This is a genomic window from Nostoc sp. CCY 9925, assembly GCF_963920935.1.
Lineage (GTDB): Bacteria > Cyanobacteriota > Cyanobacteriia > Cyanobacteriales > Nostocaceae > Nostoc.
Window position 1 is genome coordinate 19,567 of the sequence record NZ_CAWUDO010000007.1, and the last position, 15,572, is coordinate 35,138.

Here is a 15,572-nt window from a genome sequence, read left to right on the forward strand (position 1 = left end):
TGAACATCTCAACAACAGATATTCATTTGACAAAAGCTTCAAATCATTACTAATTTGGGAATACCTAATTAGTGCGAAACCTCGAAGTACGAAGACCTTTCTTAGACACCTGCACAGGACTGGAAGCTGGTCGCGCAATCTTTGACCAAGACTGCATCCGCTCAACAGCAGCAGCATCTTGAACAGCTAAAGGGGTGATGTTTTGTTGGCAATTTTCTAAATCAGCCAGTGTGACCTGCTGAGGTCTTGCCTCATCGAAAGCCAGTAGTGCTGCTTCTGATGCCAGGGTTTCCAACTCAGCACCACTAAACTTGTCGGTGCTAGCAGCGATCGCCTCTAAATATTCCTGCGGAACTTCTATACCAAACCGTTCTAAGTGAATCTTGAGAATCTGGCAACGTTCCAACTCAGTAGGCAGGTCAACGAAGAAATTCTCATCAAACCGCCCTTTCCTCTTGAACTCAATAGGCAGCGCTGTTGGGTCATTACAGGTTGCCACCACAAACACCCCTGCCGTACACTCAGACATGAAAGTGAGGATATTTCCTAAAATCCTTTGTGAGACTCCAGAGGTATCACCATTAGCTGAAAGTGCTTTCTCAACCTCATCAATCCACAAGATACAGGGTGCGATCGCTTCAGCAGTCTTGAGTGCGCGGCGGACATTGCCCTCAGATTCTCCAACCAGGCTACCAAGCATTGAGGCAATGTCTAATTGCAGCAGTGGAAGATTGAGTATGGTTGCAATGTTCTTTGCTACTATCGATTTACCCGTCCCTGGTGGCCCTGCCAGTAACACACCTTTAGGTTGGGGTAGATTTAGCGATCGCGCTTCTTGGGAAAATAACCGACTCCGGCGTTGCAACCAATCCCGCAATAAATCCAAACCACCAAAGGGTATGGTCGCCAATTTACCCAATTCAATACCCATCTGAGACAGTAGGCGGGTTTTGTATTCGACAACCAAAGGGATGACCGTAGTATCAATTATTATACCTTTAGAAGTTAATCGCTCCTTAACAGTGAGCCGGAGAAAGTCGCTAATTTCCTCCAAGGTTAGCCCTAATGCTGCTCTTGCCAAGGTTTCTTTATCTTCAGTTGTGAGAGATATAGTAAAAGTTACCTCTTGCTCACTGGCAGATTCTTGCAAGTACAGCAAATATGATTCTAAGTGGTCTTGAATTTGCTCAATGCTGGGCAAAGGAACTTCACAGCAAGGAATTAGCCTCAGCAGGGATTCGTGCAGTTGAATGTTTTGACCTAAAAACACAATTCGCTTTTCAGTCGGTTTGAGGCGATGGTACAAGTTTTTTACTCTGGTGAGGACTTCCCAACTCAATTGCAGAGAGTTTTTACCTACAAAAGGGTGAACATCTCCCAGGATAAAAACCCCATTACCGCCGAAATTGTTGATGTACTCGAACACATATATTAAAGGGTCTATATTAGGAGGCTTTTTATAGGTCTCGACTGATTTGAACACCAGCCCACCGTCGTCAGCAATCAGACATTGCTCCAAGCCAGAAACTCCCAAATTCCAGAAGTACACAGGACTGTTAAGTTTGTCCATTACTTCAGTAGTTAACCACTGAATGATAGTGGCTTCTTCGGGGGACAGAACATCTATTGCCACGATGGGTATTTGAGAGTCAATGGTGGTAATCAGGTTTGATAGTTTCATTGTTGCGAATTTGATCGGGTACGGGAGAAAGTTTTTCGTGAGTGGTAACAAGATGCACGGCTACTTCGTAAACTTCGGCATCGCCGTTAAACACTTCAGCAACTCCAGAAGAATTTGGATGAGCAATGGCAGAAATTAGGGCATTGACTAAAGCGCACAGTCCCTCTGCATTTCCTTTGATAATTACTGGTTCCCGCGCTCCTTTTGAGGGATAAATATGCAGCATCGGATAATCTTCAGGTAGTTCGCTCATAGAAAAATTGTGCGGGGGGATTTTCTTCGTCCCCCCATCGAATATTTATTGGTGCAGTCGTTGTTGATGAGTAATGATGCTACGAAGCTGTTGTTGAGATTCTGGTTTGTAAGTGCGATCGCCCTGCACCACACCCAAAGCTTCCTCAAAGGGTTGTGTTGCTTCTAGGCACGACAATCCCTCAAATCCCTCGGCTTCTATTTTCACTTCGCCTGTAACAGTGTCAAAATGTATCAATATTGCCCGTTCCATAAATTATCTCCGAACTTGTTGAGTTTGCTGGTGTGCTGAAAATGCAAGGCGCAGGGTATGTACCTGACCATTGGTTTGTTCTGTGATGGTGCATTCTCCCAGATGTTCTTGTAACTGGGCTGCTTTAGCGCGAACCATCTCCTTGCCGTAGGCTTGTATTAGGGTGTGAGAAAAGAAGTTTTCTCCTAATCGGGGTACAGTTTCATAGGCATCATGGATCAGTTGATACACCCCTGCCTCCTGATCCCACTTAAACCCGATATCTGCACGGACACTTAAACTACGACCAGGGACAACAATCTCAGCACTTTGTCCTTGGGAGTCGTCGTAATAACCTCTCAAGGATTGTGGTTTTTCATAAACTTGGACGGTAAACTGCAAATCTTGTAGAGCTTGTACTAAACATTCACGGTTAGTTAGTTTTGTAGTGACAGTTGAAAAGTGCGACATTTCCTACCTCTAAATACTGTGGACTAGTAAATTAATGCGAACAGTGGTGATAGACAAGGAAGCAAAAAGTTCCTTCCCTTCTCAGTTCCTTAGCAAGCTTGGGAAGTGTGGGCGTATTGTCTTCCTCTACAACGCCACTTGCTTACTGCTGTGGAAACCCGTCCACCGCAGTGGCTCCCCCACACCTCGTTTTTGATCAACGACGATACAGACACGTTCTCGATTGTTTTTTCTAACGAAGTTTGAGAGACATCGCTGTAGCTCTGGTTAATCCCATGCCTTCATCACTTGCTAATCGTTGAAGATGGCGTTGTTCATCCAGAAGCTTGGAGCAAATTTCATCCATTTTTTCCTGCAACTGAGAACGCCCTTGTGAATCCAGCTTTTTAGCATCCACAGAAGCGTTTTCGAGAACATTTTCTAGATGAGCCATCATTTGTCCAAGGCTGCTACCTGCTTCAAAACTGGCGTTAGCCAAAAGCATTTGGACTTTTTTGAAATGGCGTTCCATCTTCTTCTTGAAGTTGACTGGCTTGCGTCCTGGTTCCCAATTGCTCAAATCTTCGAGCAACTGGGCTGCTAGTTGTTCTCCTCCAGCGATCGCTGATTCCCTCAGTGTTTGTTCTAAATTTCTGTCATACTGTTCGATAAACCGACTTATTTGCCCTAAGCATTCAGCTTGTTTCTCTGACAGTTGTTCACTGATGGCGGGAATAATGACAGGACGACCAATTACTACTTGTAAATAGTCCTCTAATTCCTCTAGACAGGGAAAAGCTTTGGCTAAGTTCTGTTTAACTTCTTGTTGTTGTTCTACAGATAACTGCCAAGCATTGAGTGAGAGAAATTTGTCAATACGTTCTTGATAGTCTGTGTACCCCTTTTCATACTCTTCTTTCAGTTGAGTGCGTAGAACAGGTGCAATATTATCTCGAATTCCGATTAGTTGATTCCAGACCAAGGGCGCTAAGTCTATAGGACAAATCCAATCACCATTGTCATAATTCATCCATTCTTGGACTGAAGCAATTTCTTGCCTTAATTGGTTTGCTGCTTCGTCTAAAGCTTTGAAAACTTTGATGCCCTTTAAACCAACTTCTGAGGTTGTAACCTTCACTAAGTCAGATTCTTGTTCATCTTGAGAATATTTGAGAACATCTGTCCATTTTGGAGCATTACTCTTGGTTGTCTTCTTTAATTGAATCTTGAAACGGATGCGAGTTTTATTCAGCTTAGAGAGATTATATCTTTCAACAACAGCGTCTTTTAGAAAGGTTTCATTTGAATTGGTAATCACTGCTTATACCACATTTACTAGGAATGATAATGTTTTCCCATTCAGTAAAATAAAGCGAAAGCTTTAACTTATAGCCACTAAAGCTGACTTAAATATTATTTAAAAAACTCATTTGCTTAACAAGCCTATATAAAATCGATTTAATTTTTTAAAAGATATTGAGATATAAAGCAGTTTATCCAGATTTATATCTAAAAATATTATTATACAAAATAAACAAAATTATTAGAATTGTTAATCGCTTATTAAAATAGTCATAAGTTTAATCAGACATTATCTATTTTTGGAGTTTGGACAAAAAGGGATGTTCGCGGAAAATTTCCGCGAACAAAAACTTAGGCATCATAAATTACCCCAGTTATTTTTCAAATTGAGTGAAACAGAGTTAAACGCATAAATATCTGATACCGTTGGCGAAATATTTCTGGATCTTCAGTACTTAGTATGCTAAATTAATCTGTTAAAAAGCTGAAAATATTGCTGCACCACAAAAGCAGGCATTGTTTTTAACATTTTAGGTCATTCTTGGGACTTAAGCGTTCTAAACTTGATTTTAAAGTCTAGTTTTGATATTTAACTAATAATTTGGCATAACAAGTACTGAAGAACCATATTTCTTAACGCTGGAAATGTTGTATACTCTCGTGGTAACCCCGCAACGAAAGTTTCCAAAAACCACCTCTTTAATGAATGCGTCAACGGTATAGTCATCTCGGTTCAATGCCGAAATGTTTCTTTTTGCCATTCTTTAAAATTCTTACAGATCATTGACACGCAAGCATTTTAAAAAATTGATATCGGCGATCGCATATCACTAAAATACTGTTTAGTTTGCCCCTCATTTAGCTGCACTATATCTATCCCTAATTATGTAGTCTTTAAATATTTTTAGAGAAACGCTTAAAAAGCTCTGCATATTCTTCAAGTTGAATTTCATCAATATTTGAACCTGTACGCTGATAAAATTTCCCATCGTATGGTATGGGAGCTTCAGCTTTTAAGCAAAAGATAACTACACATTTATCATAATAATTAATTATTTTAATTTCTCTACCTATGGTATCTTTAGCTGTTTGAGGAATAGGTTCTAATTTAATTTGTTGAATTATCCAGCGATAAAAACTATCAAGATTTCCCTGTAATCTGTTTGCTTCATGTTCTATTCCTGTTATCTTGAAATTTTTATAATCCACGGGATTAATATTATATAATTTTTTTATCCTTTGTGCTGTCTGATCATTATCTGCTACTCCAACACAAACATAACCAATTGCATTAGGAGAATGATTTGCCATTGCAGTTAAAGTTTGAATTATTTTACTAAAATTTCCTTGATCAAATTCTCCTCTTTGATTTAGTTGTGTAAAACCTTGTTTAAAGTCATATAAAGTTTGTTCTGTTTTCGATTGAGTGAGTAAAGTTTCAAATTCTGTTAACCATGAATCTTTAGCCGGATCGTTATTATCCCTTTTTTTAAAAAACTTTCTAATGATTCCTTTAACCTTGTCTATATTACGCCTTTTATTTTGATAGCTCCATGTCGGGCCGCTAGTAGTAGTTATATCATTATTAATATTTTTTAAAGATTTTACTAATCCATCATAATTAGCTATTTCCATTTGTTCCTGAAATACTAAATCGTAAAAACTTAAAAATATTATTTGAAAAGGGCGCGGCATATAATTGAGATTATTTAAACTTATTAAATCGCAAAAATTCTTATTAGATTCTTTTAATATTTCACGAAGATGGTTATAAATAATCATAAACTGTTTTTTAATAAATTCGGGTTGCTTTAATACTAATAAAGTTTCTATTCTTTCCTGATTTTCACCATTTTTAAAACCATAATATTCATCTAAGACAGAAGCACTACTTTTGGAAATATCGGGGTGTAGTGTAATATATGCGATAATGTTAGCAACAATTTGTTCATCTTCTGATTGCCTCAGCATTTGTTTTGTTAAAATTTTATTTTTTACCCAAAAGATATCGTCAATTTTAATACCATAGTCAAGTTGTTTATTGGTAATACTAATTTTTTTCATCTCATTAAGAAGAATAATGTCTGAAGCTGATACGTCTGATCTTATTTCGCTTGAAATTACTCTAACTAAATTAGCAAATTTAGAAGTCGCCCCTGCTGAACGCAATTCCTGTTTTGATAAATGTTTACCGTTAGAGTTTATTCTTCTAAATATCTCGTCAACTTTATCATTATCATCGAAGGAATAAACAGAGAGTGGAAGAATATAACTGCCTATTATTTCACAATATTTTCTTTCAAGAACAGGTTCTTTTTGCACTAATATTTCTTGATCTAATCTAGATTTTGATTCCACCATTGTTTGCAAATCGAAATATTTACCTTCAATATCAAATTCTCCTTCAATAAAAGCAGTAATAGCATTTAATCTTTGCATTCCATCTATAATTTCAAATACAGACTTTTTTTCTTTTTCTGTTTCCGCTAATAAGATAATAGGAACTGGAAAACCTTGCAAAATTGAGTCTATAAATGCTCGTTTTTCTTCTATAGTCCAAACCAATTTTCTTTGATATCTTCTATTAGCATAAAATAGATTATTTACATAAAAATTATAAATCCGTTGTATACTTTCGCTTCTTATTGAAAGTTCTCTTTGAACAGGAGATGATTGAATGTTTGCTGTACTCATAATTACTATCCCTTCCTTGCTAATAAGTATTATTGCGAAAAATTTTAAAAAATTAAAATGCCCGTATTATTCCTTTATGAACGATGCCCAGCAGCAATAGCGTAACCGCCCACCATAGGCGATCGCAACCATGAGAGGAAGGATCGCCCTTAAAGACGCAACAGAAACTAAATTTCGGCAGCTATCTTGTCTAATCGGTCATTGGTGTCCTTCGCCAGTTGAAGGCAGCCCATCATTGCTAGAGCCATCATTAATCCGAAGGCACTCCAGTCTTCGAGATTGGTAGAGGTGCAATTATAAGCACCGGAAAAGTTCTTGGGTTTGCTTATCCAGTCTGTATTACCCTAAGCCACATTGTCGCCAACGTGACTCGGCTTCAGAACCGTGCGTGATACTTTCGCATCACACGTGCTATACACAATTATCACCGGATAACTAATATCCGTTGTCTAGCCCGTGAGCTAGAAACATAGTACAAACGATTAAACTCTCTAATCTTGGCCAGTACTGCCTTACTGTCATCTCCTCGTTCTGGATAAAGTCGCTTACTCAAATCTTTACCATCAATACCCGCTTCTAAGAAAGTGCTACCTTGGCTATTGTGAACAGTTAATGCAAAGCAGTTTCTGATGTTAGCAAACTGCTCTGAATGTTTGTAGTACTGCTTCCACAGAAAGGGATTACGCTTGGCACTTTTGAGTAAACGTTTGGTTTCTTGGTCAAATTGTTTTTGCTCATCTTCATGCAGAACATAGATTTGACGCACAATCCCTTCATCTGTCTCTACCTTTAACCTCCAAGTATCATAGTTGTTGTAACGATCGCCAAAGACATCTAAAACAGTAAATTCTGTAGATGTAGAAAGAACCGTAGTTTTACCATCAGGAGCCATCACAGGATCTCTGGTGATTAATCTCTCTCCAGGAATAAAGCGATTGATATTTTCACCATATAAATGTGTGCGAATCTGCTGATTGTAAAAGTCAACTTGAGTATTAGTCCATGACAAAATTCGGAAACAATCTGGGTTTTGAGCAAATTCTTTAGACATCTTTTTGCAGGCATAGCGCAGCAAAGTTTGACGTTTAACCATCAGCGCCCCATTACTTTTATCAGGCAGATATTTGGCATAAGGCTCAAAAGGATACTTGCTCTTGGTAACTGCATAGCGAGAAGCGGTGACAAACTCTAACAAAGGACTACCAGTTCCCTGACGCACAACTTGAGTCAATACTGCTTTATCTGGTACTTGAAAACTAGAGGATTTTCCTTCATTAACTGGATTTAACTGTGCTGGATCGCCCATGAGAATAATTTTGATTTTTGTCCAGGTGGATGATTGGTTAGCAACATCCTCAATCCAGCGCCAGAGTTGTTTGCCAATCATGGAACATTCATCAATAAAGACAACATCAAATAGATTGATGTAAGAAGGCCCTGTTTGGTCAAGTACTTTCTCTTTACCTCTAGTTACCATACCCAGTCCTAACAACTGGTGAATGGTGAAGAATTCTACCCCAGTTACGCCATTTTCTGCCGCCATACGTTGCAGCACACCTACAGCTTTATTAGTGGGTGCAGTCAGTACAACTCGCTTACCCGCAGCGACAAGAACTTTAACTAGTTGGAATACAATAGTTGACTTGCCGGTTCCCGCATAGCCAACCAGCAGAAATAAAGCAGCCATCACAGTTGGCTGTATAAATGTCCACATTGCATCTAAAGCTTTTTGCTGCTGTTGGGTGAGTTGAAATGGAAAAGAACTTGTTGCAGCAAAAGTAGGAAGTGTTTGGATCATCATCGCTTCGCTAATTCCATTAATTGATCCACTCAATGCAGCGATAGCTGTTGGTTTTACTTCTCCGAAAAACAATACTCCTTCTGGTTTGAGGAATATATGTTTCTATATCCATTCGGCATCATCAGAAATCAATATATTAAAAGTTTTGGTATTGCTGAATCATGGGATAATTCCGGACAATTTGGAACAAATATTCAATGGTTTCAACCGCCAATTAATGCCGCATTTATGCAACGCCAAAGTTTTTTAAGATTCAGATGATTTAGTTAAATCTGAAATTGCACATATATATTTTTCCATGAAGGTAAACATCTTCAATCTTAAAATTATTGCTACTCGGAAATCCTACTTGAATTCTTGTGATTACAAATTTTCGCGCATGTCACCATACATTAGACCTAATTACGCATTGCTACGTATTTAAATATACTAAATATTTTATTACACTGAAAATAGTTTTTAGTGTAGGCGTGGCCTGCCGTAGACATCGCTCGTTTTTTATCCGGCCTTACAAAATCCCATCCCGTTGCTCCCATCTCTATGTTATTTATCAAACAAAAATACCTGCCTTACAGGATTGCATTTTTCAGTGTGGGAGTAACCTTGCTAGTAAAGCTGGGACTAGAGCATCTAACCGGAATTACAAATTCTTTCAGCTTGTGGCTGATTGCGATCGCTACAAGTACTTGGTACGGTAGCATCATTTCAGGATTGACATCAGTGTTTTTGGCTGCTTTAGCTAGTCATTACTTTTTTACAAATCCATCTTCTACTCTCGATAGTCTGGAATTTGTATTATTTGTTATCGAGGGTCTATTAATCAGTGCGCTAACTGCTAACTTCCAGTCAAGTAAACAGCAGTCAGATACTGATAAAACAGAAGCCCAAATTAATCTAAAAGATTTATTACAGAGTCAGCGTTCACTTCGACAAGGTGAAGAACTATACCGAACATTAACCCAAAATCTACCCAATGGAGTAGTTTTTCTCTTTGATCGAGATATGCGCTTTATGGGTGCTGAGGGTACAGAACTGCAAATTTTTGGTTTACCAAAAGAAGAGTTCCAAGGTAAAACGCTGCACGAAACTGTTCTCCCTGAGACTTACGAACTGATAGAACCAGCTTACCGTAGTACCTTACAGGGTACTCCAATGTGTATTGAAATTCCTTATAACAATCAAGTTTATCTAGTACAAACTTTTCCAGTTAAAGATGAAAATAGCAAAATTCTGACTGGCTTGGCAATCTTCCAAAACGTTACGAACCGTAAACAAGCAGAAGCAAAAATTATCAAGTTAAACCAAGCTTTAAATCGACGAGTTAAAGAACTACAAACTTTGTTAGAGGTGATTCCAACTGGCATTGGCATTGCAGAAGATCCAGAATGCCGAACTATTCGAGCTAATCCGGCTCTTGCCAAACAGCTGGGCATACCTGTTGACGCAAATGCCTCTCTGAGCGCTCCTAATGATGAACGTCCAACTAACTTTAAAGTTTACCAGGATGGCAGAGAACTAGCTCCAGAAGAACTAGCTATGCAATATGCTACCACTCATGGTGTGGAAATACTGGATTCTGAGATTGAGGTGGTTCGTAATGATGGTGTGAGAATTAATCTCTCGCAGTATGCTGCCCCTTTATTTGATGAAGATGGAAAAGTGCGGGGGTGTGTAAGTGTATTTCTAGATATTACCCAGCGCAACCAGGCAGAAAGAAAATTGCAAGCTGCTAGAGATCAGTTGCAGACTGTATTGGAGGCTGTACCTGGAATTGTATCTTGGGTCAGTTCCGATTTGTGCTATCTAGGTGTCAACAAGCACTTAGCTGATAGTTTTAATTTGTCTCCCGAAGCTTTTGTTGGTCAGGATATTGGTTTTTTAGCTAATGGTAATGGGTTTCGTGAGTTCGTACAAAATTTCTTTGCTGGAGATCAATCTGAAGCATTATATGAGTTGAAATCCATAAGCGCAGATCGTAGCTATTTAATTGTGGCTCAAAAATATGACCAAAACAGAGCTGCATTTTTAATCGGCATTGATATCACCGAACAAAAGCGTGTAGAGGAAGAACTGAGACAAAAGACTGAGGAACTGGCAGAAATAAATCGAGTAAAGGATGAATTCGTTGCTGTCTTGTCTCATGAGTTACGTACTCCCATGCATAATCTCCACGGCTGGGCGCAACTATTGCTAACTGAATCTGAGATGGATGAAGCACTGAAAATTGAGGGACTGGAAACGATTGAGCGGAATGCCCGTCTCCAAGTTCGCTTAATTGACGATTTGTTGGATCTGGCTAGGATGCAGAAGGGCGAGATGAATTTGGAAATCGAACCTGTTGACCTAGCAAGTGTAATTCGGTCAGCAGCAGATACTATTCGATTGTCAGCCCAAACAAAGGGCATTCAAATTCAGTTACATCTTGATACTGGTGTGTCCAAGGTTTTAGGTGATGCCATTCGTTTACAACAAGTGGTTTGGAATTTGCTTTCAAATGCAATCAAGTTTAGTTCCAAGAATGAAAGTGTAGAGGTGAGGTTGGAACAAGTTGAGTCTCAGGCTCAGATTACTGTTATTGATCGAGGGAGGGGCATAGAAGCAGAATTTCTACCATTCGTCTTTGAACGGTTTAGTCAGCGTGACGCTTCAACTACTCGTTCTGCTGGTGGATTAGGGTTAGGACTTGCGATCGCTCTGACAATTGTAGAACTCCACAATGGCAAGATCACAGCAGCCAGTGCGGGATTCGGCAAGGGTTCGACATTCACGGTGAGGCTACCTATCGTAACAATGACAAAGCAGTTGAGTAATGATGAACTAGTAGTAGGAGAATTGCTGTATGGGAATAAGGAAATTGCCCAATTGCAGAACTTGTGCATTCTGGTTGTAGATGACGATGCAGATGCTCGGATGTTAATGCAGACTGTTCTCCAAAGCGCCGGGGCAGATGTATTAGTGGCAGCATCAGTAAAAGAAGCGTTGGCACTTTTAGAACAGCAATCGCCCGCTCTACTGATTAGTGATATCAGTATGCCAGATGAGGATGGCTTTACCTTGATTCGTCAGATTCGCTCCCGTACTATAAAGCAAGGGGGACAAATTCCAGCGATCGCTCTCACTGCATTTGCTGAAGCCAAAAATGAGCAACGTATTTTAAAAGCAGGGTTTCAACTTTTTATTGCCAAGCCAATTGAGCCAATGGAACTTGTGGACAAGATCATTGAGGTATTAAAAACTTGATCAAATGTCAATTCCTTTCTATTTTAACCAGTGCATCACCTCTAGCGTTGCTGTCCTAGTCTGAGTAGGCGGTCATTTAAAGCGATTCTTCCTAATTCAGAAATAACCTCAACTGGAACACCAACAGATGTAGCTGCTTCTGGGATTGTTACTCTGCTATTTCGCAACAGAGATAAAATTTGCTGCACTTTAGGAACAACTGGATCGCTTTTGTTGGTGTAACCCCGATTAATAGCAATTCTCAGCCCGGTTTCAATATCATCTACTCTCGCTCTGCGATTTTTATCTATTAAGAGTGTCTGTTGTCCAGCGATTGCGCTACTTTCAGAAGCTGTTCGGCGTCTACGTGCAGTGCCGAAGCCTATCGGAGACGCTGCGCGTAGCTTGCTTCCCCGTAGGGGTACGGCAACGTCTTCTGGTGCGTCCGCTATGCGTAGCTTGCTTCCCTGTAAGGGTACGACGAACGCATTTGCAATCTGAATACCTACATACCCAGTGTTTCTACGCACTGGAACGATATCGAAGTTGTAGAGTCGTTTTTGTCCCGTTTTGTCTACAGTTTGGACAAGTAAGTTAGTAATGGCAGTGGTGGTAGCCCCTGGAAACTTTAGCGGTTGGATTGGCCTCAGAAAAATCGTTGTAGCGCGTCCGCTTTTTAAATCTGTATCTGTGGTGTAGACCAGTCGTGAAGGGTCTGCTACCAAAATATAGGCGATCGCCTCGTCGGTTTGAGTGAAGCTAATAGGTGTAGCACGTCCTGGAGTAATTTGAACCTGAATTCTGTTGTTTGCAGCTGTATCCCTTTCAATCAAGCGATATGCAGAAATTTGTGCTTGTGCCTGTACAACAGGTATTGTCACCCCAAACAGTATTGTGGTGCTAGCAATAACAAGAGTGGCAAATTGTTTCATACCAATTTTTAATTTTGGACTAGAAGTTTTGACTTATAGGCTGTTCCAGTAATCTCAAATATTAAGTTGTAGAACGTTCAGTTTGTATCTATTCAATAGCCAGGATGCTGTATATGAATTGATTCCAATTTGTTTGAATTTTAAGCATTGGTGAATCAGGGAATGATTTCGTCCAATTTGGAAAGAATTTTCAATGGTTTCAACCGCCAATTCATCCCGCATTTATGCAACGCCGAATTTTAAATTGCTGACTACCCGCACTAAATTGGTATCATCGTTCAACTTTCAAAAAACTATTGACGACAACCGAGACTTCTGTACCTTCAGGTAAAAACTGGATATTTGGACGTTCTAGTAATTCTTGCACTGCTTGGTCAGAGCGTCTAGACAGACGTTCACTGACTGGACTAAAAAAGCCTTCTAGCGCCGCCGCCCAAATCTGAGGATTAGAGTTACTAGTAATAGTACTTTGGTTAAAAGTGCCACTAGAAACAACAGTGCTAGATTGAGTGCGGGGCTGATTCACTATGCTTCCCACCTTACCCAAACTACTGAGTAATCCAACTAATAAATCTTGTTGGGCAATATCTGTCCCCACATCATTCAGCTTTTTAGCAATTAACGGTTGCTGTCCTCGACCGCGAATTAAAAAAGTCTCAGCCGCAATGGTTTCCTGTTTAACTGTGCCTTGGGAGTCAGGGTAAATCAGCGCGATCGCACTAGCAGATACCAAGTTATTCTTTTTACCTACTGCCACTGTTTTCGTTACTAAAACAGTACCAGCCGGGAGTGCCACCGTGCCATCTGTAGCTGTGAGAGGTTTGGTTAACTCGATAGCAAAGCGATCGCTGGGATTATTGCCTCCCTGATCCCAAATCATCGGCATGATAATTCTACCTGTGGCAGATGTACCCAGTGCTACCTCTTTAGTTTCATTGACATTGAGATTGGTTGTAGCTACAGGGGTGCGATTGAGGATACCTACCATTCCTGGAGTCAAGTTATCAGTTTTACTGTCAGTGCTTTTGGAGCCAATTAAAACTGTTTGAATACCAGGGTCTTCGGGAGTGGAAATGGATGCCCTAGCTGTTGGTTTCAAGCCTGTTGGAATTTGAGTGTTAAGAGCAACTTCTGACTGAGTTTCAGCTGCTTTAGAGTTACCGATTTGCGACTGTCCCAGGCTAGCTAGTTGGCTCCACTGCTGGAAAGGATCGACATTCCTTTCAGGCTGTCGTATTGGTGTTGAAGCTTGATAACTAACAGGATTTGGAGAAATATACCGCACTACTGGGGGCGCAGGTTGAGAAATTCTTACAGGAGTTATTGGTGTTATGCGTGATGTAGGAGTTGTGCGCGGTGAAAAAGTCTGAGGAGATGGCGTTGGTTTGGGTTTATTTTGTAGGGTTGGACTTGGGGATTTAGCAGCAACAGGTTCCACTTTAAGTTGTTGCCGTTGGTCTTGAAACGCTAATCTGCTTTTGAGTTCGGCAGATTCATCTAAAACTGGTTCGCCTTTTGGAGATGTAGTAGGAGTTTGGACTACTTGTTTGACAGGAGGTTTCGGTTGGAGAAATCCAAACCAGATCAGTGCTACAGAGCCAATAACCATTCCCACTAAGGCAACTACTGAACCTAGTCGAACACTAGGTTTTTCTGCTAACGGTCGCTCTACTGCTCCTTCTGCATCTTGTTTCAAGCGATATTCTTCGGAAATGAGGTGATTTGCGGTAGGGTTATAACCTGCCAACAACTGCTCCTCTTCAGGGCTGATATCATCATCAGCAACCAAAGTGGCTTGGGTAGAGCGATGATTGCCGTTAGTACTGTTGAATTCCGGCGAAGAATCAGCAGAGTTTTTGTTTAGGTAGTCAAATTCATGATTTTGATTTGAATTGGTCATAATTCTACCTTTTTCCTTTAGCGTCGTTGCTGAGAATTGAACTCAACCATCTTGGTAATTTGCAGTCCAGACGATCGCACTTCATAAATTTTCTGTTCTACCATAGGGGCATCTTTACCTAAAGGAGATCGGGGAATCTCCACTGCTTGGACGGTAAAGGTGCGGTTAAAAGGAATACGCTCATCTCTACCAGTAGTTCGGTCAATTAAGATACGGGTAGCAATCATGTCTATTTCCCATTCCCCAGGTCGTACTGCTCTTGGTTCTGACAGATAGGAAATAATAGTGGTACTACGCAGCTGACCTGAAAAGAAGTTAGTGGGAACTAATTCGGCAATCTTCGGTAGAGAAGCTTTGGCAAATTCCGGTTCTAGTAGCAGGGAAGCAAACCAAGTATTTGTGGGAATCCGCCCATTTCTACCAACTTGAATGCCTTGGTCTGGTTGATTAGTGCCAGTGAGTTTGTCATTCCAGTTAAATGTTAGAGTTGTCCAGTCACTAACTACTTTTTGAATTACAGCTGGATAACGCCAGTTGCGGTCTTGCTCGGAAATGTAGATTGTCTCACCATTTACCAACTGGGCAAAGGTCGTCTTGCGATCGGCGATTTTATTGACCCTGAAAGCGGTGAATAGAGTCAACAAAAATATCAGACCGTTAAATGCAGTTAGGCAGATAAAGCAAACAGCTAGAAGGTTTTTGGCTTCTGGAAGCAATGGAGCTTGAAGTCGTTTAATTTGCAGAGTCATACCAAATTGGCATAAGTAGTATTGTTTGAAAATCCACCGAACAGCCTTGTGTTAAAGGTTTTTAATCCATCTTGGAAAGTTATGATGCCTGTCTTGAAAATAGGGACTAGGGATTGGGGACTGGGGACTGGGAACTAGGAACGAGGGTAGGTTAATTTTCATGCCATCGTTGTGTGATTCATCACATGACCGTTTAGCTTGAAAATAGGGAATAGGGGAATAAGGATTTTCATCCATTGATTGTGGGATTTTCCCGTGATTGACTGTCTTGAAAAGTGACGCTCCTCCGTCGCTTTAAGGTACCCCTGCGGGGAAGCAAGCTAGCATCTCGTAGAGAAGTTAGTTATGCCGCAGGCTTTA

Annotated in this window: 12 protein-coding genes and 1 pseudogene; 2 read left to right on the forward strand and 11 right to left on the reverse strand. The window is 40.3% G+C overall.

Going from position 1 to position 15,572, the window contains the following annotated elements; all coding sequences use genetic code 11:
* Positions 1-64 precede the first annotated feature (64 nt).
* The 8 genes and pseudogenes from ACM0OY_RS05665 to ACM0OY_RS05700 form a co-directional block, all read right to left on the reverse strand.
* The gene (locus ACM0OY_RS05665) at positions 65-1,681 is read right to left on the reverse strand and encodes an AAA family ATPase (RefSeq protein ID WP_414567913.1); all 1,617 of its coding nucleotides are present in this window, start codon (positions 1,679-1,681) and stop codon (positions 65-67) included.
* Positions 1,650-1,934, reverse strand: coding sequence for a hypothetical protein (locus ACM0OY_RS05670; RefSeq protein WP_414567914.1), 285 nt, complete (start codon positions 1,932-1,934; stop codon positions 1,650-1,652). The genes ACM0OY_RS05665 and ACM0OY_RS05670 overlap by 32 nt, the downstream gene beginning before the upstream one ends.
* Positions 1,935-1,979: 45 nt before the next feature.
* The gene (locus ACM0OY_RS05675) at positions 1,980-2,186 is read right to left on the reverse strand and encodes a DUF2997 domain-containing protein (protein WP_162398240.1); all 207 of its coding nucleotides are present in this window, start codon (positions 2,184-2,186) and stop codon (positions 1,980-1,982) included.
* A 3-nt stretch (positions 2,187-2,189) separates the two neighbouring features.
* On the reverse strand, positions 2,190-2,636 hold the full coding sequence (locus ACM0OY_RS05680) for a DUF1257 domain-containing protein (RefSeq protein WP_414567915.1): 447 nt from the start codon (positions 2,634-2,636) through the stop codon (positions 2,190-2,192).
* 232 nt (positions 2,637-2,868) lie between these two features.
* The gene (locus ACM0OY_RS05685; protein ID WP_414567916.1) at positions 2,869-3,933 is read right to left on the reverse strand and encodes a hypothetical protein; all 1,065 of its coding nucleotides are present in this window, start codon (positions 3,931-3,933) and stop codon (positions 2,869-2,871) included.
* A gap of 878 nt (positions 3,934-4,811) precedes the next feature.
* Positions 4,812-6,611, reverse strand: coding sequence for a DUF262 domain-containing protein (locus tag ACM0OY_RS05690; protein WP_414567917.1), 1,800 nt, complete (start codon positions 6,609-6,611; stop codon positions 4,812-4,814).
* A gap of 224 nt (positions 6,612-6,835) precedes the next feature.
* Positions 6,836-6,955, reverse strand: a pseudogene (locus ACM0OY_RS05695) (ribonucleoside-triphosphate reductase); the annotation flags it as partial.
* 80 nt (positions 6,956-7,035) lie between these two features.
* The gene (locus ACM0OY_RS05700; RefSeq protein ID WP_414567918.1) at positions 7,036-8,484 is read right to left on the reverse strand and encodes an ATP-dependent DNA helicase; all 1,449 of its coding nucleotides are present in this window, start codon (positions 8,482-8,484) and stop codon (positions 7,036-7,038) included.
* A gap of 24 nt (positions 8,485-8,508) precedes the next feature.
* Here ACM0OY_RS05700 and ACM0OY_RS05705 point away from each other — a divergent pair, with 24 nt between their 5' ends.
* A complete protein-coding gene (locus ACM0OY_RS05705; protein WP_414567919.1) occupies positions 8,509-8,673 on the forward strand; it encodes a hypothetical protein in 165 nt (54 codons plus the stop codon).
* Positions 8,674-8,952: 279 nt separating this feature from the next.
* Complete coding sequence (locus tag ACM0OY_RS05710; protein ID WP_414567920.1) at positions 8,953-11,652, forward strand: ATP-binding protein; 2,700 nt, start codon at positions 8,953-8,955, stop codon at positions 11,650-11,652.
* 41 nt (positions 11,653-11,693) lie between these two features.
* Here the strand turns inward: ACM0OY_RS05710 and ACM0OY_RS05715 are convergent, their stop codons facing one another.
* The 3 genes from ACM0OY_RS05715 to ACM0OY_RS05725 form a co-directional block, all read right to left on the reverse strand.
* A complete protein-coding gene (locus ACM0OY_RS05715; RefSeq protein ID WP_414567921.1) occupies positions 11,694-12,563 on the reverse strand; it encodes a hypothetical protein in 870 nt (289 codons plus the stop codon).
* Positions 12,564-12,834: 271 nt separating this feature from the next.
* On the reverse strand, positions 12,835-14,463 hold the full coding sequence (locus ACM0OY_RS05720; RefSeq protein WP_414567922.1) for a hypothetical protein: 1,629 nt from the start codon (positions 14,461-14,463) through the stop codon (positions 12,835-12,837).
* Between the two features lie 17 nt (positions 14,464-14,480).
* A complete protein-coding gene (locus ACM0OY_RS05725; protein ID WP_414567923.1) occupies positions 14,481-15,212 on the reverse strand; it encodes a hypothetical protein in 732 nt (243 codons plus the stop codon).
* Positions 15,213-15,572 lie beyond the last annotated feature (360 nt).